Consider the following 25,570-nt stretch of genomic DNA (forward strand, 5'->3'; position numbering starts at 1 on the left):
TGTCACCCGTGAAGGTCACACTTCCGGCACTGAGCGCCGGAGAAAACGGCTGCCACAGTGATCGCCACTCGTCGTCCACGGAGATTCGTTTGTCATGACACCGCAGGAACAGCAACTACTCGATGATTTTCTCCAGCGCCTTGCCGCCGCTGGCAGTGTGGCGAAAGACCCGCAAGCCGATGCACTGATTCACCAGCGGCTGTCCATGCAGCCGGATGCGCTTTATCTGCTCGTGCAACGCAGCCTGCTTCAGCAGCAGGCGCTTGAAGGTGCCAAGGCACAGATTGCGCAATTGCAGGCTCAAGTGGCCAACCAACAGGGCGGTGGCAGTTTCCTCGGTGGCCAGCAGTCCGCCTGGGGCGCCGTGCCTCCGCCGGTACCGCCGCAGCAAGCCATGCCCCAACAACCCATGCCGCAACAGACCGCCCCGAGCTGGCGTGATCGCCTGTTCGGCGGGGCTCCGGCACAGGCCGCGCCAGCGGTTGCCCCCAGCTTTCTGTCGCAGGCAGCCACCACGGCTGCCGGCGTGGCGGGCGGCATGATCCTGTTCGTTGGCATCGCGCACCTGCTGGGCGGCCATCACGGCGGCGGCGGGTTCTTCGGTGGCGGCGGCCAGCCCCCCGTGATCGAGAACATCACGGAGAACAATACGTACAACGACGACGGCCGCGATCGCTTCGACGAGAACCGGAACTTCGACGACAACCGCAACCGCGACGATTTTGCCTCCAACGATTTCTCGCCGTCGAATGACTTCGACGACAGCAACGACGGCGGCTTCGACGATAACGGCTGGGCATAACCCGCCCTGAGCCAGACACGGCGCACCCACCTCGCGTGGGTGCGTCTTTACTCCCCGGCAGCCAGTGCCAGGTCGCGCAACTGGGCGTGACCCGAGCGTCGCAGATCCTCGCGCAGCGATTCCACGAAGTGCGTGGGCGCACCGGCCAATACGCGACGCAACACATCGCAAGCCTCGTCGATGCGTCCCTGCCCTGTCAGTACCGACGCCCAGCTGCACTGGCCACGGTAATCGCCTTTCTCCGCCGAACGGCGGTACAGCTCGCCAGCACGCTGCGCGTCAGCCGCCGTTTCCCAACCGTTTTCGTAGTACTCCCCCAGGACATGCATGGCACGTCCATGGCCTGCGTTGGCTGCCTGGGTGAACCAATGGAACGCATTGGTGCGATCCACCTTCACACCGCGGCCATCAGCCAGCATGTGCCCGTAGTGGAACATGCCCCAGTCACAGCCATGATCGGCAGACTCCCGGTACCAGACCGCCGCGAGCTCAGGGTCTGGCTCGCCGCCCCAGCCTTGCTCCAGGCAACGGCCGAGCATGTTCATGGCCATGGCGTCGCCCTGGTGGGCCGCCCGCTGGAACCAGTGGCGCGCCTCGACGCCATCGCGCTCGCAACCAATGCCCGCAAGATGCATCTGCCCCAGCGCGAGTTGCGAGGCACGGTCGCCGGCCAGCGCCTGCACGCGCAGCATCGCGAAGGCGCGCGAGGGATCAAACCTCAGCAGCTGCGGAAATTCGTCCCGCTCTTTCACTGTTTGTGCCATAGCCACGATCACACCAACGGTCGCCATCCAGCGTTGGCGGTCACCGGACAAGGCAGGCGAAAGAAATCACTGCCCAGGCCTCACCAGCACGCCAACACACCGACCGTATCAGAAAAGCATGTCATTCCCTGACGCATTGCAAAAAGTGCGATTCGCCTCGGTTCGGCAGATGGTCGCGGGTATGGGGACCCATCCATGACCAGCGTGGCTCGGATGCGTGTCGGGGCAACCGTCACAACCCTGGCATACGCCATCCGACAAGCATCCTCTGGCCTAGCGGAAAAACCGCAAGACCCTGCTAGCCTTTTCCCGCGCACGCGAGTTTGCGGATGTGCATCGCAGCACACGCGCGCTCATCAGGGGCATGCTCGTTCGTTCTCCATCAGGTATCCATCGGATACCCTGCGGGTCGAATCCACGCCTCGCCATCAGACAGCGGAAGAACGGCATGCAGAATCTGGAAGATACCAAGCTCGCCATTATTGGACTCGGCTACGTTGGACTGCCGCTCGCCGTTGAATTCGGCAAGCACTACGACACGATTGGCTTCGACATCAACCAGCGTCGCATTGACGACCTCGCCTCGGGCGTCGACCACACGCTGGAAGTGAGCAAGGACGAACTTGCCGAGGCCAGGCGACTTCGCTTCGGTTCGCAGCTTTCGGACCTGGCCGACCGTAACGTCTATATCGTCACCGTGCCCACACCCATCGACTCGGCCAAGCGCCCCGACCTGACGCCACTGATTCGCGCCAGCGAAACGCTGGCCAAGGTACTCAAGCGCGGCGACATCGTGGTGTACGAGTCGACGGTGTATCCGGGGTGCACGGAAGAAGTCTGCGTGCCGCTGCTGGAGAAAGGTTCGGGCCTCACCTTCAACAAGGACTTCTTCGCCGGCTACAGCCCCGAGCGCATCAACCCCGGCGACAAGCAGCATCGGGTCACCAGCATCCTCAAGGTTACCTCCGGCTCCACGCCGGAAACGGCAGACTTTGTGGACCGTCTTTATGGCTCGATCATCACCGCAGGCACGCACCGGGCCAGCTCGCTGAAAGTGGCCGAGGCGGCCAAGGTCATCGAGAACACGCAGCGCGATCTCAACATTGCGCTGGTAAACGACCTGTCCATCCTGTTCAACAAGCTGGGCATCGACACGCTTGAAGTGTTGCAGGCGGCCGGCACCAAATGGAATTTCCTGCCGTTCCGTCCCGGCCTGGTCGGCGGCCACTGCATCAGCGTGGACCCCTATTACCTCACGCACAAGGCGCAGGAAGTCGGCCACCACCCGGACGTGATTCTTGCGGGCCGCCGCACCAACGACAGCATGGGGCCGTACGTGGCCAGCGAAGTCATCCGGCTGATGGTGCGCAAGGGCATCAATCCGGTGAAGGCGCGCGTGCTCGTGCTCGGCCTGGCGTTCAAGGAAAACTGCCCCGACCTTCGCAACACGCGCGTGGTCGACATCGTGCAGGCGCTGCGCGGATACAACGCCCAGGTCGACGTGCATGACCCGTGGGTAGATCACGCCGAAGCCGAACACGAATACGCACTGACGCCCATCGGCGAGCCGAACAACGGCGAGTACGACGCCGTGATCATTGCCGTGGGTCATCGCCAGTTCGCAGCGCTTGGCGCCGATGGCATCCGCGCATTCGGCAAACCCTCGTCGGTGGTTTACGACGTCAAATATGTGTTGCCGCGCGAAGCGGTCGACGGTCGACTCTGAAGGAACGTGCCATGAAAGTGCTGGTTACAGGTACGGCGGGTTTCATCGGTTCCCACGTCGCCCAGCGTTTGCTCGAACGCGGCGACGAAGTGGTGGGGCTGGACAACCTCAACGACTACTACGACGTCACATTGAAGAAGGCGCGCCTTGCGCGTCTTACTGACAAGCCCGGCTATACGCATATCCAGGCCGATCTGGCTGACCGTGCGGCGATGGAAAAGGCCTTCTCGGAACACCGGCCGCAGCGCGTCGTGCATCTCGCTGCGCAGGCTGGCGTACGCTACGCCGCACAGAATCCGCATGTGTATACCAGCAGCAACGTGACAGGTTTCCTGCACGTGCTGGAAGGCTGCCGCCACCACGGCGTGGAGCACCTGGTGTTCGCCTCAACCAGCTCGGTATACGGTGCCAACACGGCCATGCCGTTCTCTGAGCACAAATCCGCCGAACATCCGTTGACGCTTTATGCCGCAACCAAGAAAGCCAACGAACAGATGGCGCACAGCTACGCGCACCTGTACGGCATTCCGTGCACGGGGCTGCGCTTCTTCACCGTATATGGCCCGTGGGGCCGCCCCGACATGGCGCTGTTTCTTTTCACGCGCGCCATTCTTGCGGGCGAGCCGATACGCGTGTTCAACCACGGCAAGCACAAGCGAAGCTTCACTTATGTGGACGACATCGTCGAAGGCGTGATCCGCACGCTCGACAAGGTGCCACCCATCGACGAGCGCTGGGACAGCAATCAACCCGATCCGGCAACAAGCGGCGTAGCGCCGTATCGCCTGTTCAACATCGGCAACGAACGTCCGGTGGAGCTGCTCCAGTACATCGAAGTGCTCGAATCGTGCCTGGGACGCAAGGCCATCATGGAGATGCTTCCGCTGCAGCCGGGCGACGTGCCGGACACGGAAGCCGATGTAACGGACCTGATACAGACCGTTGGCTATAGGCCTCAGGTCTCGGTAGAAACGGGCGTGGCCAACTTTGTACGCTGGTATCGCGAGTACTACCGCGTGTGATCGACTAAGGCCGCCACCAGTCCGGAATGACTGCGCGATACGCCACAGACCGGATCCACGAATAACAGTCAACAACGTGGATCCCTAGGGGGTTGGTGTGATCATCGACTACTTGAATGGCACGCATCCCGAGGATGTGGAGGTAGATCTGTGCATCGTCGGCGCAGGCGCCGCGGGCATCGCCATCGCGCACAGCTTCATCGGCACGTCCATCCGGGTCTGCCTGCTGGAAAGCGGTGGCCTGTCAGGTGAAGAGCGCAACCAGAGGCTGTACGAAGGCAGCTCCAGCGGCCACGTGGATTTCGATCCCGGCACCTCGCGGATGCGCGTGTTCGGCGGCAGCTGCAATCTGTGGGGCGGCGGCTGCATCCCGCTCAGCACGGATGACCTCACGCCGCGCGACTGGGTACCCGACAGCGGCTGGCCCATCGGCTACGCCGACCTTGAGCCCTACTACGGACGCGCCCGCTCGTTCTGCCAGCTCGGCGACATCGACTTCACCGAAGGCACATTTACTGCGCCCACCGCACGCGGCGTGCTGCCATTCGACGAGGACAAGCTGATCAACCCGCTGTTCGCGCGTTGCGGCATCCTGTTTGGCGAGGCCTATCGCGACGCGCTGGACAGGGCTCCCAACGTCAAGGTGCTGCTGCACGCCAACCTGCTGGAACTGGCGCCGACCTCCGACGGCGTCCACGTACAGGAGGCCACTATTGGCTCGCTGGGCGGCCATCGCAACAAGGTCCATGCGCGCCACTACGTGCTTGCCTCCGGTGGCATCGAGAATGCCCGCCTGATGCTGCTGTCGGATTCGGTCGTCCCCGGTGGCCTCGGCAACGCGCACGATGTGGTCGGCCGCTATTTCATGGACCATCCCAGCGGCACGCTGGGCACGCTGACCTCCGACGACTCCGATCGCGTCACGCGACCGTACGAGCGCCTTCGCGGGAAAAATGCCCCATCGTCGTTTCCGGAGATCGCGCTGTCGCACGAATACCAGCGCTCGCAGCGCATCCTCAACGGCCGCGTCCATCCTTTTGGCGTGGAGGCGCCGCTGCCACGCGGCATCCGGGCCTTGCGCGAATTGCGCACGGCCATGCGCAAGACCGTTCAGGACGAAAACGCGCTGCTGGAAGCGCGGCTGTCCGAAGCCCTGCGCAATGCACCTGCCGGCGAAGTGATCGCCGCGCCGAGCAGCATCAGCCTTACCGCCCTGAAGCTTGGCCTCGGCATGGGCGATATCGCCAAGGCATTCGTGCACAAGCTGGCCGACCGGCCCGCCGTGAAGAACAGCCACGTCGAGCTGGTCGGCTATTTCGAGCAGGCACCCAATCCGGAAAGCCGCGTCACCCTGAGCGACGAAACCGACATCTTCTTCGGCCAGCGCAAGGTGTGCGTCGACTGGCGCCTGACGCCGCTGGACCATCACACCTACCGCACGTCAGCCAAGCTGTTCGGCGACGAGCTCGCGCGCTCGTGCCAAGGCCGCTTCGAGCTTTCGCCCTGGCTGGCCGATGAAAGCCGCAAGCCGGAAATCCACGGCACGGCGCACCACATCGGCACCACGCGCATGTCCGACGATCCCACCAAGGGCGTGGTCGACCGGGATTGCCGCGTGCACGGCATGGACAACCTGCACATTGCGGGCAGCTCGGTCTTCCCCACGGGCGGCTGGGCGTTCCCGACCTTCACCATCGTGGCCCTCAGCCTGCGCCTGGCCGATGAGCTGCGCATGTTGCTGACGGCCGGTTTTCTCTGACCCCTGCGCGAGGCGACGGAATGCACGCGGCCATGCTGACGCAAGCGAATTCATCCCGCTTTACCCACCGTGCGGCTGCGGCATTGCGGGCCTGTGGATTCATCCCACCCACGGGTAACGAAGCCCGCGTGATCGTGTTCGACAGCGCGCCGTGGTGGCCCTTGCGGCATGAAGCAGCCTCCATGTTGTCGTCGTCGGAGACAAGCCGGGCAGCACGCTTCCGTCACGCGCTGGACCATGACACCTATGTCATCGCCCATGCCTTCTGGCGTGTATCGCTTGGCCTGGCGTTGCACGCCGATCCGGCGCAGATCGCCTTCTCGCGTTCGCCCGAAGGGCAACCCCAACTGCCTGGCACGGGCATGTCCACCAGCCTCAGCCACAGCGGAACCATGGTCGCCATTGCCATGGCGCGCGGTGCCGCCGTTGGCGTGGATATCGAAGGATTCCCCGCGCGGACGAACCTGCAGGACATCGCCGGCGTGCTCTGCACGGCCGGCGAAACGACGGCCATATCCCTGCTCGATGGCGAAGCGCGTACGCGTGCATTGCTTGAGCTGTGGACCCGCAAGGAAGCCCTGCTCAAGGCGTTTGGCGTGGGTCTTCGCGTGGCGCCGGCAAGCATCCAGGCCGCGGTTGGCGTGCCTGTCGCCGCACCGCCCGACGCCGCATGCAAGCCGCCCTGTCGTGTACACCCGCTCACCATGCCGGTGGGCTGGCTGGGCGCGGTGGCACTTTCCGAGGACGTGGCCGGCCATACGTTCCACCACGTCTGAGCGCCTTCCCGGCGTCGTCCCTCCGTCGCCCATCGCGTATCGCTGCCCGAAAAGGCGACCGATAACTTCACGCAAATGGACGTCCAGACCCGATCTGGAACAGTCCTCCGCGCGCGTCGTTTTTACGGTTACATCGATCGCCCTTTCCACCTGCGCACATGGCCAGATGTAACACCCCTGAGACAGCCGAACAGGCTGTGCCGCCGGTCTTCCGTAAGTAGCATCGACACACACGGAGCACGCGCGATAGCCTCATTTACGCCATGGGACATGGCCTCATCTTGGGGAAGTAGGGGGATCGGATGCTACGTTTTCTGCGCCGGCAATCCATGCGTTGGCTAGCACTGCTCGGCTTCTGCGAGCTGCTGTTGCTGGCGATGTCGCTCACCCTTGCCACCTATATCCGCTACGGTCGCAGCCCGGACGAACTCGCCGAGTTCACGGTGCACCTGCCCGAGCGCTCGCTGGTTTTCGCCGTCATCATCATCATCGGCATGGTGGCACTCGGGCAGTACCAGGCACATATCCGCATGACGCGTTTCGGGCTAGTGGCACGCCAGTTCGTGGCATTCGTGCTCGGCGGCATCCTGCTGGTGGTCGGTTACTACGTGGTACCGCAGGCCTATGTCGGCCGAGGCGTGCTGGCCATCGCACTGATCATCGGCTTCCTGCTGGTGCTCGGCCTGCGCATGCTGTTCCTCCAGCTGGTGGAAGTGGAGGCGCTGAAGCGCCGCGTACTGATACTTGGCGCCGGCAACCGCGCGGCGCAGATCCACAACCAGATGCGTCGCCGCACCGACCGTCGCGGCTTCTGCGTGGTGGGCTACATACCGCACGCGAACGAAACAATAGCGGTGCCCGAAGAACACCTGATCCGCACCATGCTGCCCTTGCACGCGCTGGTGCAGCGCGAACAGATTGACGAAGTGGTGGTGGGCGTGGACGACCGTCGCGGCCACCTGCCCATGGATGACCTGCTCGAATGCCGCCAGATCGGCATTACCATCACCGACCTCACCTCGTTCTTCGAGCGCGAGTCCGGCCGCCTGCAGATCACCTTCCTGGACCCGTCATGGCTGGTGTTCTCCGGCGGTTTCAACGGCACACCGCTGCGCCAGCTCAGCAAGCGCTGCTTCGATATCGGCGCGGCATCACTGCTGCTGGTGCTGTGCTGGCCGCTGATGCTGCTGGAAGCACTTGCCATCACCATCGAGTCGGGCATCGGCCAACCCATCCTCTATCGGCAGGAACGCGTTGGCGCGCATGGCGCCACTTTCCAGCTGATGAAATTCCGCAGCATGCGTACCGATGCCGAACGCGATGGCGTGGCGCGCTGGGCGTCGAAGAACGACGATCGCGTGACGCGCGTCGGCCGCATCAGCCGCAAGCTGCGCATCGACGAGTTGCCGCAACTGTGGAACGTGCTGAAGGGCGACATGAGCATCGTGGGGCCCCGGCCCGAGCGTCCCCAGTTCGTCGCCGACCTGGCAACGCAGATCCGCTACTACAGCCTGCGACACTCCCTGAAACCGGGGCTCGCCGGCTGGGCGCAGCTGAGCTACCCCTACGGCGCCACCGTCGAGGAAGCCGCCGAAAAGCTCAAGTACGACCTGTTCTACGTGAAAAACCACAACCTCATGCTGGACATGCTGATTCTTATCCAGACCGTGGAAGTGGTGTTGTTCGGACGCGGCGCACGCTAAGAGACACTGACTGCACCGGCCGCCGGGTGGTGGAAGCGCGCGCGGTAGCCTGACCTACCTTCAGGCAACCAGCGGCAGCCGCCTGGCGACCGGTGCAGTCGTGCATCAACGCGCAGATCGTGCCTCGGTATGCAGCGGCCGCAATGGTGAGCTGTGCCACTCCACCACCTCATCGTGGTCGAAGCGAATCCACGACGGACCGTACTCCCAGAGTTCGCCATGCACGGCCAGCGGCTCGCCTTCCACGGCGCGCACGTCGTCGGGCGACATGCCCGCATGCAGCATCACCGGATCGGCCGTCGCCTCGTGTGACACGCTGCCTGTGCCGGCCTGCGCGGAGACGTCGCCTTCGTCGGATGTGGCCAATGACGACAACGAAGCCGCATGCCAGGCCCAGCCGAGCGTGCCCAGCGCCAAGATGACCAGCACAACGGCCAATCGCCCGTGCGAGCGAGACGATCCAGCGGCTTCCGTACTGCCCGCCTGTGACTGATAGTTACTGCTGGTGCTGCCGCGTCGGGAGGCAAACGGATCGGGCATTTCGCGCACCACGTCAGACATGGCACGCCCCTCGGAAGGCACGGCAGCCGACCCCGTATTCGGCGCACCAGGAAGGCGTCCGTAGCGTCGGTGAAAATCCATCGCGGCGCCGTACTGTGCGGTGAGTCGCTGCAAGCGGGACGCCGCACGCACATCCACGGGACGCCCCTGCTGGCGGTCAGGATGCAGCGCGGCGACATGGCGCCGGTACGCCTGCTTGAGCTCTTCCAGGCCGCATCCGGGATTCAGCCCGAGCCGCCGGTAGAGATCGAGAAAATCGGTTTCGTGCGCCACCACCGCCCCCAACCATGACGTCGAACCTTTACGGCGCCAGGTCGGCACGAACGCCTCGCCAGCGGAGAGTGCTACATCGTTTGGCCGTCCATTTGGCGGTCCAAACGAGCTTGACACGACCCAACCCGAATCACAATATCGCGCCAATGCGACAGGAGAATGCACCCATGCGCCTCGGTTTCTCCTTGCCCACTTGCCGCAACCCAGCCTCGCGACTTATGCCGCTTGCCGCGCTGCTTGCCTTCGCCCTGCCCGCCTGCGCGGCCGCCTCCATCTTCGACGTCGTGCCGGCTATGCAGCAGACACCACCCACGCTTGGTTCGCATACCCTTCTTACCCAATCGGAAGGTGACGGCAGCTCGCCGGCCGTGACTTCGTCGATGCACACGCAGGACACCGGAAGTTCGCTGCTCGTGCTTGTTGCCGGCCATGCCGACAACGACGCCGAACCCACCGACAGCTTCGCCAACACATGGAAACGCGTGGGCGAACCCGTGGTCTACAACGGCTACGACGGGCGATTCAATGCGCGTGCCTATATTGCGATCGGCGCGCGCGGCGGCAAGCATCACACCGTGCAGGTGGTGAAAGCAGGCTCGCCGAATGGCGAAATCTCCATACCATTCATCGAAATTGCACACGCCGGCAAACTGCAGGATGTCGCGCAGAACTACCCCACGCCTGGCGTGGCGGCGCGCGCCGCCAACAAGCTGGCACGCGCGTGGCAAGGCATGGTGGGCAGCCCGGACAGCACGAGCACGCTGCTTACCAGCGGCACCGTGACCACCACCGGTCCGGCAACCCTGGTGGCGGTATGGCTGGGCGATGCCTATATCTACTCCATGTCCGCTGTTCCCGGCGATGGCTTCAAGGTGATCGACAGCTACCTGCAGCTGCCGCCGAACAGTGGCGTGCAATGCGCCGTGGCCATCAAGGAAGTGTCGCAGGCCGGCACTTATTCAGTGACATGGAACGGCACGCCCGCGCAGGGCGCCATCCTCTGGCTGTTCGCTTTCCAGGCGCCCTGACGGCGCGCGCATCGCGCACCTGTTACATCCCTGTATCACTTTTCCCGGCGCGTCCCCGCGCCCTGCGACTGGCTGTCATGACAGCGCGCCGCAGCTACCCCTAACAGCCTATTTCGTCGGCGCTGCCGCACGTAATTCGTTGCGGCTTTCTGCTGCTTAGGGCGTATTCACACAAAAACGGCCGAGACGGAGACTAACCACGTTCCGATGTATCACCGAGGTTGCACGGCAACCCATTGGAACGCGGCTCCGGGGGATGGCGCCATCAAGACGCGAACGGGTCGGCGACGACTCGCGCTGCTGAAACAGCGATCGTCGGCCACCGGACGGATAAGACGTCGCTGCCATGCGAACCACGCTTGTTCAGGGGGATGAAACCATGAACGCCGAAGCTGGCCGTCTCATCGAGGTGGACTGGGATCACTTTGACCCGTGGCGCATCCAGGGTGTTCGCCACGGGCTCATGAGTCACCCGCTCCTGAAACTTCCCGCGCTGATGAACCTGAGCAAGCGGCTTGAAGCGCGCGGTCGCGTGCGTACGCACAGCAACGACGCCACGCCGGGCACGCCGTTCAATACCGCACCCAAGCTGCACCCCAATCGCATGTCGGCCGCCAGCACGCTCGAGCAGATCGAAAAGGCCAGGGCCTGGATGTCGCTGTTGAACGTGCAGACCGACGAGGTTTACCGCACGCTTGTCGACGACGTGTTGAACGACATCAAGCCCGCCATCGACCGCGTCGATCCGGGCATGTGCTACCGCGGTGGCTGGATCTTCATCACCTCTCCCAACACGGTGACGCCGTTCCATTTCGACAAGGAACACAACTTCATCCTGCAGGTGAGTGGCCGCAAGACCATCTACGTGTGGGATCACCGCGACACCGTGGCAGCCAGCGAGAAAGCACGCGACCGTTTCCACGCCTGCCACGAGCGCGACCGCCTGCAGTGGGCCGAGGAACTGCGTGAGCGCGCCACCGTGTTCCATCTCGAACCCGGGCAAGGTGCCTACATGCCGTCCACCAGCCCGCACATGGTGGAGAACGGCGACAACGCGTCCATCACCATCAGCTTCACCTACTACACCGACGCCACCCGTCGCGACAGCCTGCTCCACGCCGTGCACGAACGCCTGCGTGCCTGGGGCATCGAACCGGCGGCGGTGGGCCAGCGCCCCGTCATCGACTCGCTTCTCCACGCGGGCTTCCGCTCTGCCATCAACTCGCGCGAATGGCTGCGTCGCTCGCTCGGCAAGCGCCCCAGCACCGATAGCGCGGCCTATGCCATTGCCACTTGATCGATTGCGCAATGACACGCGCAGGTAACCGCCCATGAATCACAACCACATCGCGCAAACCTCACTCGCCGGGAGCGACCTGTCGTTGCTTGACGTGCTGATCCGCCACACCGCGACCGCGGGTGCGGGCGACATGCAGCGGCTCGTGATGGCCATCGATGCGGACGTGATGCGCGGCATCGACGCCCGCGCCTATCGTCTGGATCTTCCCCCCGTCTGGCTGCGCCGCGCAGCGCTCGCGGCGCTGGAATCACGCCTGACCGGTCAGGCCGAAGTCGTGCTGGCAACGGCACACGGCACCATCTTCCACAAGATGCCCGGCGAAGGCACCGTCGATGCCTGGCTGCTGGCACATGCCACGCCGTCGGCCGCGGAAACGGCAGCGCCAAGCGCCATCGGCGCGTGGATGGACGATGCGCCCGCTCACGTATCGCTCCCGCTGCGCTGGTCGGTCTCGGACGACGCCACGCACCTGCAGCTGGACGCAGACAGCAGCGTCTTCGACGAAACCATGCTGCTCACGCTCGCCCACGCCCTGGTCCACGTGTTGCGCGGCATCGCCCATGCCGATGCGGTCGATGCCATTCGCGCGCTGGACGAGGAGACGCTGACGCGCGTGCTCTCCAGCTGGAACGACACAGCCATGCCTCGCCAGCCGGGCGACACGGTGCACGGCCTCTTCGCCACCATGGTTGCCTCGCACGCCGATGCCACGGCACTCGATGGCCCGCAGGGTTCGCTCAGCTATGCGGAACTGGATCAGCTGAGCCATCGCGTGGCCGCCGGCCTGATTCAGGCGGGCGTGAAGACTGGCGACACGGTGGGTCTGCTGCTGGACCGTTCGCCCATCGCCATCGTCGCCATTCTTGGCATTCTCAAGGCGGGTGCGGCGTATCTTCCACTGGACCGAACGCTGCCCGCCGAACGCCTGTCGTTCGTCCTGACGGATGCCAAGGCAGCGGCGATCATCGTCATGGAAGGCATCGCAGCTCCCGAAGGTGTGAACGCGCCCGCGCTGGATCTGGACGCGCTGCTCGCGTCAACTACCGATGCCTTGCTGCCTCGCGTCGATGGCGATGCGCTGGCCTACGTGATGTACACCTCCGGCTCCACCGGTACACCCAAGGGCGCAGAGATTCGCCACCGCTCCATCATCCGACTCGTGCGCGATGTGCGTTACGTGGATTTCGGCGAGAACCCGCGCATCCTGCACGCTGCACCGCTGGGTTTCGACGCCGCCACGTTCGAGATCTGGGGCGCGCTGCTCAATGGCGGTACCTGTGTCGTGCACGGCGAGCGCGTGCCGAGCGGCGCTGGCCTGGCCGCTACGCTCCGTGCCCACGACGCCCGCATTGCATGGCTCACCGCGGCGCTGTTCAACGCCATCATCGACGAAGATGCAAGCAACCTGCGCGGGCTTGAACAGATCCTCACCGGCGGCGAAGCGCTTTCCGTGGCGCACATGCGCAAGGCGCAGGCGCTGTTGCCGGGCACCACGCTCATCAACGGCTACGGCCCCACCGAGTGCACCACGTTCGCCACCACGTATCGCATTCCCCATCCGCTGGATGCATCGCTGCGCGCGATTCCCATTGGTCGCCCCATCGCGGACACCACGCTCTATGTGGTGAACGCGCGCGGCGAGCCCGTGCCGCCCGGCGTGATCGGCGAGTTGTATATCGGTGGTGAAGGTGTGGCGCGCGGTTACATGGCGCGTGAAGAACTCACCGCGGCGCGCTTCGTTCCTGATCCTTTCGCAGGCGATGGCCGCCGGTTGTATCGCACCGGCGACCTGGTGCGCTGGCTGCCCGAAGGCGTGATCGATTTCATCGGCCGCATCGACGGCCAGGTAAAGATTCGCGGCTATCGCATCGAAATCGGCGAAATCGAAGCTGCCCTGCAGGCGCTGCCCGGCGTGCGCGCCAGTGCGGTGCTGGCACGCGAAGACCAGCCCGGACAGAAGCGGCTGGTCGCCTATTTCGTGGCGGAAGACGCCGCCGTCACCGCGCGCACGCTGCGTGCCCAACTGGCGCAGACCCTGCCCGAATACATGGTGCCAGTCGCCTTCGTGCGCATGGACAGCCTGCCGGTGACGACCAACGGCAAACTGGATCGTCGCGCCCTGCCCGCGCCCGGTCGTGGTCGCCCGGAGCTGGCCGATCGCTATGTGCCGCCCGTGGGTGAGCTGGAACAACAGCTATGCGCGCTGTTTTCCGACGTGCTGGAGATCGACCAGGTCGGCCGCGCCGATCACTTCTTCGATCTCGGCGGCAATTCATTGCTCGCCGTGCGCCTGATGGAGCGGGTGCACAGCGCCATCTCCACGGCACCGACCATTCCGGCCTTCTTCGCCGAGCCCACGCCGACGGCGCTGGCGGCGCTGATCGAAGGTCGCGTGGCCAAATCCGTGCTCGCACCGCGCATGGCGCGTGGCCGGCAAGGCGATACCGGCGAGCCGATTGCCATCGTCGCTGCGGCCGGCCGCTTTCCCGGCGCCGCGGACGTGGAAGCATTCTGGGCGAACCTGTGCGAAGGCCGTGAATCGATCACCCGCTTTACCGCCGAACAGCTCGACGCCTCCATTCCTGCGGCAATGCGGAACGACCCGTCCTATGTGGCGGCGCGCGGCATCATCGACGGCATCGAAGATTTCGACGCACCGTTCTTCGGCATGTCGCCGCGCGAAGCGGAGTTGATGGACCCGCAGCAGCGCCTGTTCCTTGAGCTGTGCTGGGAATGCCTGGAGCGCGGCGGCTACACGCCCGATCGCCATGAAACACCCGTGGGCGTGTTCGGCGGCATGTATCACGCCACGTATTTCCTGCATCACCTGAATCATCGCCAGGACCTGGTCGACAAGCTCGGCGCCTTCCTGGTGTCGCTGGCCAACGAGAAGGACTTCTTCGCCACGCGGGTGGCCCACAAGCTCAACCTCACCGGCCCCGCCGTGAACGTGAGCACGGCGTGCTCCACCTCGCTGGTGGCGATCTGCCAGGCGGTATCCGCCCTGCGTGCCGGCCAGTGCGACATGGCGATTGCCGGCGGCGTGTCCGTCACTTGCCCGCCTCGCAGCGGCTACGTCACGCAGGAAGGTTCGATGCTGTCGCCGGACGGCCACACGCGCACCTTCGACGCCAACGCGCAAGGCACCGTCTTCAGCGATGGTGCCGCCGTGGTGCTGCTCAAGCGCTGGTCGGATGCGCAGCGCGATGGCGACGACGTCATCGCGCTGATCCGCGGCGTCGGCATCAACAACGACGGCGGTGGCAAGGCCAGCTTCACAGCCCCCAGCAGCGAAGGCCAGGCAGCGGTGGTCGCCATGGCGCTCGCGGATGCCGGCGTGGACGCACGCTCCATTTCCTATGTGGAGGCGCACGGCACGGCGACGCCGCTGGGCGATCCTATCGAGATCGAAGGCCTGACCACTGCGTTCCGCCAGCACACCGACGATTGCGGCTACTGCGCCATCGGCTCGGTGAAGAGCAACGTGGGCCATACCGTGATCGCCGCGGGCGCCACGGGCGTGATCAAGACGGCGCTGTCGCTGCGCGAACGCACGCTGCCACCGTCACTGCACGTGCAGGCGACCAACCCGAAGATCGACTTCGCCCACTCGCCCTTCGTGGTGAACGCCACGCTGCGCCCGTGGCCCGAAAGCGGCGAACCGCTGCGCGCGGGCGTGAGCTCGTTCGGCGTGGGTGGCACGAATGCCCATGTGATCATGGAGCAAGCCCCCTTGCAGGCGCCGTCGGACGCGGCGCAGGGGCCGCAACTGCTGTTCCTTTCCGGCCGCACGCCGGCCGCGGTGACGGCGTACGCCGCGCGCCTTGCCGATCATCTCGCGGCCTGTCCGGCCACCAACCTCGCCGACGCCAGTAGCACCCTGCTGCACGGGCGCAAGGCGTTTGCGCACCGCGCGTGCGTGGTGGCATCCAGCACGGACGAGGCCATCGCGCGCCTGCGTGAACTCAACGCCTCACGCGAATCCACCAAGCCCGCGCCGGAAGTGGTTTTCCTGTTCCCGGGACAGGGCTCGCAATACGCCGGCATGGGCAAGGCCCTGTACGAGGCTGAACCGACGTTCCGCGCGGCCATCGACGATTGCGCCGAAGCGTTGCGCGGTGAACTGGGCTTCGACCTGCGCGAGCGCCTGTTCGACAGCGATGCCGCAGCGCTGCGCGAAACCTCGCTGACGCAACCGGCCACGTTCGCCATCGAATATGCCTTGGCGAAGCTTTGGCTTTCGATGGACATCACGCCCGCCGCCATGATCGGCCACAGCGTCGGTGAATTTGTCGCCGCCGTCATCGCTGGCGTCATGAGCCTCGCCGACGGCGCACGCCTTATCGCACGCCGGGGTCGCCTGATGCAGTCAATGCCGGCCGGCGCGATGCTGTCCGTGCGCATGGCCGCCGATGCGGTGCGTGCACGCCTGCCCGGCACATTGCAACTGGCCGCCGAGAACAGCCCGAACGCCAGCGTCGTCAGCGGCCCAAGTGAACAGGTGGAAGCCTTCCGCCTGCAGCTGGAAGCCGACGGCGTCGCCTGCCGCGTCTTGCAGACCTCGCACGCCTTCCATTCCGCGATGATGGACCCGGTGCTGGAACCTTTCCGTGCGGAAGTAGCCAGCGTGACGCTTTCCACGCCGACCATCACCATCATTTCCACGCTGACCGGCGAGCCGTTGAGCGATGCCGAGGCGACTTCTCCCGACTATTGGACGCGTCACCTGCGTGGCACGGTGCGTTTCTCGCCCGCACTGCTGAGCCAACTCGGCGACACACCTCGCGTGTTCATCGAAGTGGGGCCGCGCAACGCACTCACCACGCTGGCGCGCCAGCATCCGCAAAGCCGCAAGCACCACATCGTTTCCAGCGTCGCCGATGGTGAAGCCGTGGAAGGCGCCGCCTGGGTCGCTGCGATGGGCGAGCTGTGGTGCGCCGGGCTCCCCGTCGCCGTGTGCTCGCTGGACCGCCGCGCGAATCGCCGTCGCGTTCGCCTGCCCACGTATCCGTTCGAACGCAAGCGTCACTGGGTGGAGGCGGCCTCGTTGGCCGCCATCGCATCTGCACCCACACCCGACAACGTCGTTCCCTTTGCCAATCCTTCGCCCGTACCCGTTGTGGAGCCCACCATGGATGTCAACGTTTCCGGCGCCAGCGCCGGCTCGGCCCGTCATGCCCGCCTGCTTGCCCAGCTCACCGATTTGTTCGAGGACGTGTCGGGCACGGAATTGCAGGGCGTCGACCCCGCGGCCGGTTTCGTGGAGCTGGGACTGGATTCGCTGTCGCTCACCCAGGTGGCGCTGCAGCTGCAGAAAACCTTCGCGCTGAAGATCACGTTCCGCGAACTGATGGAGTCGTTTTCCTCATTCGAGCGCCTCGCCATGCACATCGACCAGATGCTTCCGCCGGATGCCGCGCCTGCCACGCCGGCCTCTCCCGTTCTTCCCGCTGCAACCGGCGCGTCGGTGGCTCCCGCCGCCATCGTCGCGCCGGTCATGCAGGTCGCTGCCACCGGCAACGTGGTGCAGGACCTGATCCAGCAGCAGATGCTGATCATGCAGCAGCAACTGGCGCTGCTTGCCGGCGCCACCATGGCGGCGCCCGCCATGCCTGCACCTGCCGCCGCCGTCGCTCCCGCGCAGCCTGCACCGGTCGTGCCGGTGGCACCCGCCCCGGTTGTCGCGCAGGCCAGCGCAACGGCGCCGACGCAGGACGAGGATGCCGCGCTCGCCCACACCACTTACGATGTGAAGAAGGCCTTCGGCGCCATCGCGCGCATCCACTCCACGCAGACCGACCTGACCGACCGCCAGCACGCACGCCTCGATGCGTTCATGCGCCGCTACATCGACCGCACGCGCGCGTCGAAGGAATACACGCAGCGTCACCGCGCGCACCTTGCCGATCCGCGCGTGGTGAACGGTTTCCGTCCGCTGTTGAAGGAAATGATCTACCAGATCGTGGTGAACCGTTCGAAGGGTTCCAAGGTATGGGACCTGGACGGCAACGAATACATCGACGCACTGAACGGCTTCGGCATGAACCTGTTCGGCTGGCAGCCCGATTTCGTGCTCGACGCCGTGCGTCGCCAGCTGGATGCCGGTTACGAAATCGGCCCGCAGCACCCGCTGGCGGGTGAAGTTGCCGAGCAGGTGTGCGAGCTGACGGGCTTCGATCGCGCCGCGCTGTGCAACACGGGTTCGGAAGCGGTGATGGGCTGCGTGCGCATTGCCCGCACCGTCACCGGCCGCGACACGCTGGTGATCTTCACGGGTTCGTACCACGGTATTTTCGATGAAGTGATCGTGCGCGGCTCCAAGAAGCTCAAGTCCGTGCCGGCCGCGCCGGGCATCCTGCGCAATACCTCGGAAAACGTGCTGGTACTCGATTACGGCACGCCGGAAACGCTGCAGATCATCCGCGAACGCGCATCGAGCATCGCCGCCGTACTGGTGGAACCGGTGCAGAGCCGTCGCCCGGATTTCCAGCCGCGCGATTTCCTCAAGGAGCTGCGCGCCATCACCGCCGATTCCGGTTCCCTGCTGATCTTCGACGAAGTGGTCACCGGCTTCCGTTCGCATCCGCGCGGCGCACAGCACGTGCTGGGCATCGATGCCGACCTGGCTTCGTACGGCAAGGTGGTCGGCGGTGGCTTCCCCATCGGTGTCATCGCCGGCAAACGCCAGTTCATGGACGCCCTGGACGGCGGCGGCTGGCAATATGGCGACGCGTCGATTCCCACCGTGGGCGTCACCTATTTCGCCGGCACGTTCGTGCGCCATCCGCTTGCGCTGGCTGCCGCGCATGCCGTGCTCAACCATCTCAAGCAGAACGGCGCAGCGCTGCAGGAGCGCCTGAATGCACGCACCAGCCTGCTGATGGATGAACTCAACGCGTTCTGTGCCAGCGTGGGCGCGCCGATCCAGCTGGTGCACTTCGCCTCGGTGTGGAAGACCAATTTCACCGAAGACCATCCGTTGCAGGACCTGCTGTTCGCCATGATCCGCAGCCGCGGCATCCACCTGCTGGACAACTTCCCCTGCTTCTTCACCACCTCGCACAGCGAGCAGGATTTCCAGGCCATCGCCAAGGCTTACAAGGAATCCGTACTTGAGATGCAGGAAGCCGAATTCCTGCCGCGCAACAAGAACGTGGATGCGCTGGCCATCGATGCGAATCGCCCGCCCGTGGTCGGTGCGCGACTGGGCAAGGACCAGCACGGCAACCCGGCGTGGTTCGTACCCAACCCCGACGCGCCCGGCAAGTACATGAGGGTGAACGCATGATCCCGAACGACCCGGCCCAGATTCCCGATGCCGGCGCGGTAGCCGTCGACTACGATCCCTTTGCCGGCGCAACGCTTGCACGCGTATTGCCCTCCACCGCGCCGCAGCGCGAAGTGTGGCTGGCCTCCACGCTGGAGCCGGAAGCGTCGCTGGCCTACAACGAATCGGTATCGCTTCGCCTGCACGGCGAGCTGAATGTCGAGGCGCTGCAAACGGCGCTGCAACAGCTGGTGGATCGCCACGAGACCCTGCGCGCCACCTTCGCCAGTGAAGGCAGCGAGTTGTGTATCGCCGATCAGCAGGATCTGCCCTGCCCGCTGCGTGAACTCTCGTGGCTGGGTCCGGACGAACAGGAAGCCGAAATCGACGCGACGCTGCACCGCGTGGTGAGCGAGCCGTTCGATCTCGATGCCGGCCCGCTGGTACGCGCCGAATTGCTGCGCCTTTCATCGCAGGAGCATTTGCTCGTCTTCACCGCGCATCACATCGTCTGCGATGGCTGGTCATTCGGGGTGATCGTGCGCGACCTTGCCGCGCTGTATGCGCAGCAGATGGGCCAGGGCGAAGATTTGCCACCGCCGGATTGCTTCGCCGATTACGCCCTTGCCGAAGCCGAACATGCGCAAAGCGCTGCCGGCAAGGCATCCGAAGCGTATTGGCTGGCGCGTTTTGCCAACGCGACACCATCGCTGGATCTGCCTACCGATCATCCACGCCCGCGCCAGCGAACGTTCCATTCAAGGCGTGAAGACCTGCTGCTGGATGCTTCGCTGATCGGCGACGTCAAGCGCATGGGCGCGAAGAGTGGCGCCAGCCTGTACGCCACGTTGCTCGCCGGTTTTGGCCTGCTGCTGCAGCGCCTCAGCGGTCAGGACGATGTGGTGATCGGCATTCCCTCCGCCGGCCAGGCCGCTGGCGGCCAGCAGGATCTGGTGGGTCATTGCGTCAACGTGCTGCCCCTGCGTGTGATGCTGGATACGCGTGCACCGTTCGCCGACAGCCTGAAACAGGTTCGCGGCGACCTGCTCGATGCGTTCGACCATGCCCAGTACACGCTGGGCAGCCTGCTGGCACGCCTCGCGCTGCCACGTGATCCGGGCCGCCTGCCACTGGCGAGCGTGCTGTTCAATCTCGACCAGGCGCTGGACGAGCGCACAGTGAGCTTCCCCGGCCTGGCGTTCGAATTCGCCGGCAATCCGCGCGTGTTCGAAAACTTCGAGCTGTTCGTCAACGCCGTGCAGCTGCCCTCCGGCATTCGCCTGGAATGCCAGTACAACAGCGACCTGTTCGAGCCGGCCACCATCCAGTCGTGGCTGGATGCCTACGCCACATTGCTGCGCAACGCGGTGGCGACGCCCGATGCCGCCGGTAGCGCATTGGGCCTGCTGTCGCCTTCCGCGCAAGCGGCCATGATGTCCTTGCAGCCGATGCGCTCGGCGTATCCCGCCGAACGGCTGGCGCACGAATACCTTGAAGTCCAGGCCGATCGCGTGCCCGATCGCATCGCCATAGCTGGCGATGCGCCGCTGACTTATGCGCAGCTGGATGCACGCGCCAATCGCATCGCGAACGTACTGCGCGCACGTGGCGTGGGTCAGGGACAACTGGTAGGCCTGTCGCTTGCGCGCAGTGCAGACATGATTGCAGCGCTGCTTGGCGTGCTGAAGTCCGGCGCGGGCTATGTTCCGCTGGACCCTGGCTTTCCGTCCGAACGCCTGGCATTTATGGCCGAGGATGCCGCGCTCGCCGCGCTGGTCGTGGACGACGAAGCCTCGACCATCTTCGACTTCCCGGCCGGCAAGGTGCTGTCGCTCAAGCGCGACGCTGCCGACATCGATGGCGCCAGTGCTGCACGTGTGCCGCGCGACGAACGGTCAGCCACGCCGGAATCCGTCGCCTACGTGATCTACACCTCCGGCTCCACGGGCAAGCCCAAGGGCGTGCGCGTGCCGCATCGCGCGACGTCCAACTTCATCAGCAGCATGCAGCGGGAACCCGGCATCCGCGAGGACGACCGCCTCGTCGCCGTTACCACCCTCTCCTTCGACATTGCCTTCCTCGAACTGATGCTGCCGCTGAGCGTGGGCGCTGCCATCGTGCTGGCGACGCATGACGACGTGCGTGACGGCACCGCGCTGCGCCAACTGGTGGAGCGCAGCGATGCCACGATGATGCAGGCCACGCCGGCCGGCTGGCGCGTGCTGCTGGAATCGGGCTGGGAGGGCCGCAAGGGTTTCAAGGCCATCGCCGGCGGCGAACCGCTGCCGCTGGATCTCGCCGAATCGCTGCTCGCCCGTTGCAGCGAACTGTGGAACGCCTACGGTCCCACCGAAACAACGGTGTGGTCCACGCTGTGGCGCGCGCATGATCCACGTGGCGGCATCACCATCGGACGTCCCATCGCCAACACCACGGTGCACGTGCTCGACGAGCACGGCGCACCCTGCCCGCTGGGCATGCCCGGCGAGATCTATATCGGTGGCGATGGCGTGACGCTGGGCTATCTGCATCGCCCGGAGCTCAACGCCGAACGCTTCCTGCCCGATCCGTTCAGCGGCGACGTGCAGGCCACCATGTACCGCACCGGCGACCGCGGCCGCTGGTTGGCCAAGGGCGAGCTGGAACACCTGGGCCGCCTGGACTTCCAGGTGAAGATTCGCGGCTATCGCATCGAACTGGGTGAAATCGAAACCGCGCTCGGCGACCTGCCTGACGTGACTCGTGCCGTGGTGATGGCGCGCGAGGATCGCCCGGGCGACGTGCGCCTGGTGGCTTACGTGGTAGCCGCCGAAGGCGTGGACCTGGCCACGGTGGATCTGTGCCCGCCCCTGCGCCAGCGTTTGCCGGATTACATGGTGCCGCAGCATTTCGTGGCCATGGAGGCTATCCCGCTGCTGCCCAACGGCAAGATCGATCGCAAGTCGCTGCCTGCGCCGGTACAGCACGCAGCGGAAGCGCGGCGTGATCGCCGCGCGCCGCAAACGGACACCGAAATGCGCGTGGCGGCGGCGATGGAAGCCGTGCTGGCATTGCCCGGCCTCGACGTTCGCGACAACTTCTTCGCGTTGGGCGGCCATTCGCTGCTCGCCGCACAATTGACGGCGCGCCTGAACCGCGAATTCGGCATCGCCATGTCGTTCCGCACGCTTTTCGACGCACCGACCATCGAGGGCCTCGCCAGCGCCATCGACGAACATCGCGCACCGGCCGATGCCGGCAACGCTGCCGATATTCCGCGCCTGGCCGACCGCACGATCGCACCGCTGTCCTCCATGCAGCAGCGCCTGTGGTATCTCGAACAACTGCACCCGGGACGCGTGGTCTACAACACGCCGTCGGCCCACCGCCTGCGCGGCCCGATGGATGTCGGCGCCTTCCGCCAGGCGTTGCGTGACGTTGTGCAGCGCCAGCCCGCCCTGCGTACGTCCATCGAAACGACTGAAAACGGTGGCGTGCAGCGCATCCACGCGGACCTGCTGCCCGAGCTTCCGCTGGAAGATCTCTCGCAGCTGCCTGCCGATGCACGCATGCAGGCGCTGAAAGAGATCATGGACCTTGCCATTGCCGAGCCGTTCGACCTCGCCCAGCCGCCGCTCTACCGCGCGCGGTTGTTCCGCATGGGCGAGAACGATCACGTGTTCTTCTTCATGGCTCATCACATCGTGTGGGACGGCTGGTCGTTCGACCTGCTTTACGAAGACCTGTCGCGCGCCTACGTGGCACGCGTCGCCGGCAAGGATGAAGGACTGCCGCCGCTGGCCGTCGATTACGGCGACTTCGCCGCATGGCACCGCGACTGGATGCGCAGCGACAAGGTGCAACAGCAGCTATCGCACTGGCTGAAGACCCTCGAAGGCCATCTTGAACCGCTTGAGCTGCCGGCGGATCGCCAGCGCCCTGCACGCATGTCAGGTGCGGGCGCCACCGAATGGGTGCGCATTCCGGCCGAACGCGCTGCCGCCCTGCATGCGCTTGCCCAGCGCGAGGAAGCCACACCCTTCATGGTGCTGTTGGCGACGTACTACGTGCTGCTGCATCGCCTCAGTGGCCAGCGCGACCTGATCGTGGCCACGCCGGTGCGCGGTCGTGACCGCGTCGAAACCGAAAACGTCATGGGCCTGTTCGTCAACGCGTTGCCGCTGCGCGTCGCTGTCGATCCGGATGCCTCGTTCCGCGAGGTGCTTCGACAAGTGCGCCAGGTGGTGCTGGATGCATTCGCGCATCCGGACGTTCCCTTCGAGCAGCTGGTGTTCTCGCTGGGACTGGCGCGCGACGAAAGCCGACCACCGATCTCGCAGGCCATGTTCTCGTTCCAGGATGCCCGCCGTCGCATCGTGTCGTGGGGCGAGCTGTCGCACGAGCACCTGCCGGTGTTCCAGCGCGGCGCAGCCGATGACATCGGCCTGTGGTTCCTGGAGCAGGAGTCGGGCCTGCTGGGCGGCATCACCTACAACACCGATATTTTCGATCCAGCCACGGCCGCGCGTTTCCGCGATTGCTATGAAGCGTTGCTCGCTTCTGCGCTCGTCGACCCGGCGCGCAGCGTGGCGCGGCTGGATCTGCTGCCTTCGCAGCAGGACGCGCTGCTCGCCGACTGGAATCACACCCAGCTCGACGTTCCCGACCTTCGCCTGCAGCAGTTGTTCGAGCAGCAGTGCGATCGCGCGCCGGAACGTCAGGCCATTCGTTGCCGCGACGTCACGCTCAGCTATCGCGAACTGGATTCGCGCGCCAACCGCATCGCGCATGCGCTGCGCGAGCGTGGCGCGGCACACGGCAAGCTCATCGGCGTGTCGCTACAGCGTGGCATCGACATGGTGGCCACGGTGCTTGCCGTGCTGAAGACGGGGGCGGGCTATGTGCCGCTCGATCCGGAATTCCCGGCCGATCGCCTGTCTTACATGGCGCAGGACGCGAATCTGGCCGTACTGGTGACCGAAACGGCCATCGCCAATCGCATCGACAGCGAAGGCACCGCACGACTGTTGCTGGATGAAGCCGCAGACGAACTCGATGCGCTCCCCGACACACGGGTGCCGGCCGATGCGTCGCTGTCTGGCGAATCCGTGGCGTATGTCATCTACACCTCCGGCTCCACCGGCCGCCCGAAAGGCGTGGCCGTCCCGCATCGCGCCGTGGTGAATTTCCTGGCCGGCATGGCACAACGTCCCGGCCTGTGCTCGGACGATCGACTGCTCGCCGTGACCACGTTGTCGTTCGACATCGCCGTGCTGGAGCTGTTCGGGCCGTTGAGCGTGGGCGGTGAAGTGCTGCTTGCCACGCGCGAGGAATCGATGGATGGCGACGCGCTGGAGTCGCTGCTCGCGTCCAACGCCGCCACCATGATGCAGGCGACGCCAGTGACCTGGCGCCTGCTGCTGCAGACCTCATGGCAGCCGCCACATGGCTTCCATGCCCTGTGCGGTGGCGAGCCGCTGTCGTCCGACCTGGCGCAACAGTTGCTGGCTCGCGGCTGTGAGCTGTGGAACATGTACGGCCCCACCGAAACCACGGTGTGGTCCACCTGCTGGCGCGTGGAGCACCCGGAGCGCGGCATCTCCATCGGTACGCCCATCGCCAATACGACCATCCATGTGCTGGACGAACACGGGCAGCACTGTCCCATCGGCGTGCCGGGCGAGTTGTGCATCGGTGGCACGGGCGTGGCGCTGGGCTATCTGCATCGCGAGGAACTCACCGCCGAACGCTTCCCTGCCGATCCGTTTGCGCCCGGTGCCCGCTTCTACCGCACGGGCGACCGCGCACGCTGGCTGGCCAACGGCACGCTGGAACATTTGGGGCGGCTGGATTTCCAGGTGAAGCTGCGCGGCTATCGCATCGAGCCCGGCGAAATCGAAGCCGTGGCGCGCACCGAACCGGGCGTGCTCGATTGCGTGGTCGTGCTGCGCGAAGTGGCACCCCACGATGAGCGCCTCGTCTTGTACGCGGTTTGTTCGGAAGATGAGGACAGCCTGTGGCCGAAACTGCGCGCACAGCTTGCCTCCCGGCTGCCCAGTTACATGCAGCCTCAGCACATGGTGCGACTGGCCGCGCTGCCCCGCACGCCCAACGGCAAGACCGACCGCAAGGCATTGCCGCCACCGGTACTCACCGCCACCGTGGCGGCCACCGATGCCGAGCCCGGCGTCAGTGCCAGCGACGACGCGCGCGAGCGCTATCTCGGCCAGGTGTGGTGTCGTCTGGTAGGCGCCGACGATGTGCGTGCCAGCGACAACTTCTTCGATATCGGTGGCCATTCGTTGCTGGCCATCGAAATGGTGACGCAGGTGCGCAAGGAAACCGGCGTGAAGCTCAACCTGCTGGACGTGGCGACCAGTCCGCTGGCCACGCTGGCAGCAGCCTTGCCGGAAGGCGACCTCACCGAGCCTCCCAAGGCGGCCTCGCTGGGTGGCCGTTTGCGAAATCTGTTTGGCAGGCATTGAACGCATGACCAGGGTCCTGCCCGGGAGGTCATGCGTTGACCACCGTCGTTCCGGCGCAGGCCGGAATGACCGGTGAAAGGGGGACATTTGCGGGACCACCTCTTCGAGGAGCAAGCCGTGGCAGG

The 25,570-nt window shown here is 65.3% G+C and carries 12 protein-coding genes; 10 read left to right on the plus strand and 2 right to left on the minus strand.

Annotated elements, in window-relative coordinates:
- The first annotated feature begins 94 nt into the window (after nt 1–94).
- Nucleotides 95–802: a DUF2076 family protein gene (locus tag DK366_RS12285; protein ID WP_109125832.1), complete on the plus strand. Its 708-nt coding sequence runs from the start codon at nt 95–97 to the stop codon at nt 800–802.
- A gap of 47 nt (nt 803–849) precedes the next feature.
- Here the strand turns inward: DK366_RS12285 and DK366_RS12290 are convergent, their stop codons facing one another.
- Nucleotides 850–1,566, minus strand: coding sequence for a tetratricopeptide repeat protein (locus DK366_RS12290; protein WP_109125833.1), 717 nt, complete (start codon nt 1,564–1,566; stop codon nt 850–852).
- Nucleotides 1,567–2,014: 448 nt separating this feature from the next.
- On the opposite strand from DK366_RS12290, the gene tviB reads away from it, so the two are divergent.
- The 5 genes from tviB to DK366_RS12315 all read left to right on the plus strand — a co-directional run bounded on the left by tviB (nt 2,015) and on the right by DK366_RS12315 (nt 8,552).
- Nucleotides 2,015–3,292, plus strand: coding sequence for a Vi polysaccharide biosynthesis UDP-N-acetylglucosamine C-6 dehydrogenase TviB (gene tviB / locus DK366_RS12295; protein ID WP_109125834.1), 1,278 nt, complete (start codon nt 2,015–2,017; stop codon nt 3,290–3,292).
- Nucleotides 3,293–3,303: 11 nt separating this feature from the next.
- On the plus strand, nt 3,304–4,314 hold the full coding sequence (locus tag DK366_RS12300; protein ID WP_109125835.1) for an NAD-dependent epimerase: 1,011 nt from the start codon (nt 3,304–3,306) through the stop codon (nt 4,312–4,314).
- Nucleotides 4,315–4,411: 97 nt separating this feature from the next.
- Nucleotides 4,412–6,073 carry a GMC oxidoreductase gene (locus DK366_RS12305; RefSeq protein WP_109125836.1) on the plus strand — a complete coding sequence of 554 codons (1,662 nt, stop codon included), beginning with the start codon at nt 4,412–4,414 and terminating at the stop codon, nt 6,071–6,073.
- Between the two features lie 32 nt (nt 6,074–6,105).
- The gene (locus DK366_RS12310; protein ID WP_157956512.1) at nt 6,106–6,849 is read left to right on the plus strand and encodes a 4'-phosphopantetheinyl transferase superfamily protein; all 744 of its coding nucleotides are present in this window, start codon (nt 6,106–6,108) and stop codon (nt 6,847–6,849) included.
- A gap of 302 nt (nt 6,850–7,151) precedes the next feature.
- Entirely contained in the window at nt 7,152–8,552 is a 1,401-nt protein-coding gene (locus DK366_RS12315) for a TIGR03013 family XrtA/PEP-CTERM system glycosyltransferase (RefSeq protein WP_232821021.1), read from the plus strand.
- 105 nt (nt 8,553–8,657) lie between these two features.
- Here DK366_RS12315 and DK366_RS12320 read toward each other — a convergent pair whose 3' ends face one another.
- Entirely contained in the window at nt 8,658–9,386 is a 729-nt protein-coding gene (locus DK366_RS12320) for a DnaJ domain-containing protein (protein ID WP_198651529.1), read from the minus strand.
- 167 nt (nt 9,387–9,553) lie between these two features.
- On the opposite strand from DK366_RS12320, the gene DK366_RS12325 reads away from it, so the two are divergent.
- The 4 genes from DK366_RS12325 to DK366_RS12340 all read left to right on the plus strand — a co-directional run bounded on the left by DK366_RS12325 (nt 9,554) and on the right by DK366_RS12340 (nt 25,445).
- Complete coding sequence (locus DK366_RS12325) at nt 9,554–10,414, plus strand: hypothetical protein (protein ID WP_109125840.1); 861 nt, start codon at nt 9,554–9,556, stop codon at nt 10,412–10,414.
- Between the two features lie 379 nt (nt 10,415–10,793).
- A complete protein-coding gene (locus DK366_RS12330; protein WP_157956514.1) occupies nt 10,794–11,711 on the plus strand; it encodes a cupin-like domain-containing protein in 918 nt (305 codons plus the stop codon).
- Nucleotides 11,712–11,745: 34 nt separating this feature from the next.
- Nucleotides 11,746–19,002 (plus strand): polyketide synthase, encoded by a 7,257-nt coding sequence (locus tag DK366_RS12335; RefSeq protein WP_109125842.1) that lies wholly within the window; start codon nt 11,746–11,748, stop codon nt 19,000–19,002.
- Nucleotides 18,999–25,445 (plus strand): non-ribosomal peptide synthetase, encoded by a 6,447-nt coding sequence (locus DK366_RS12340; protein ID WP_109125843.1) that lies wholly within the window; start codon nt 18,999–19,001, stop codon nt 25,443–25,445. The genes DK366_RS12335 and DK366_RS12340 overlap by 4 nt, the downstream gene beginning before the upstream one ends.
- The last annotated feature ends 125 nt before the right edge of the window (nt 25,446–25,570 follow it).

This window comes from Dyella sp. C11, assembly GCF_003121485.1.
Lineage (GTDB): Bacteria > Pseudomonadota > Gammaproteobacteria > Xanthomonadales > Rhodanobacteraceae > Dyella.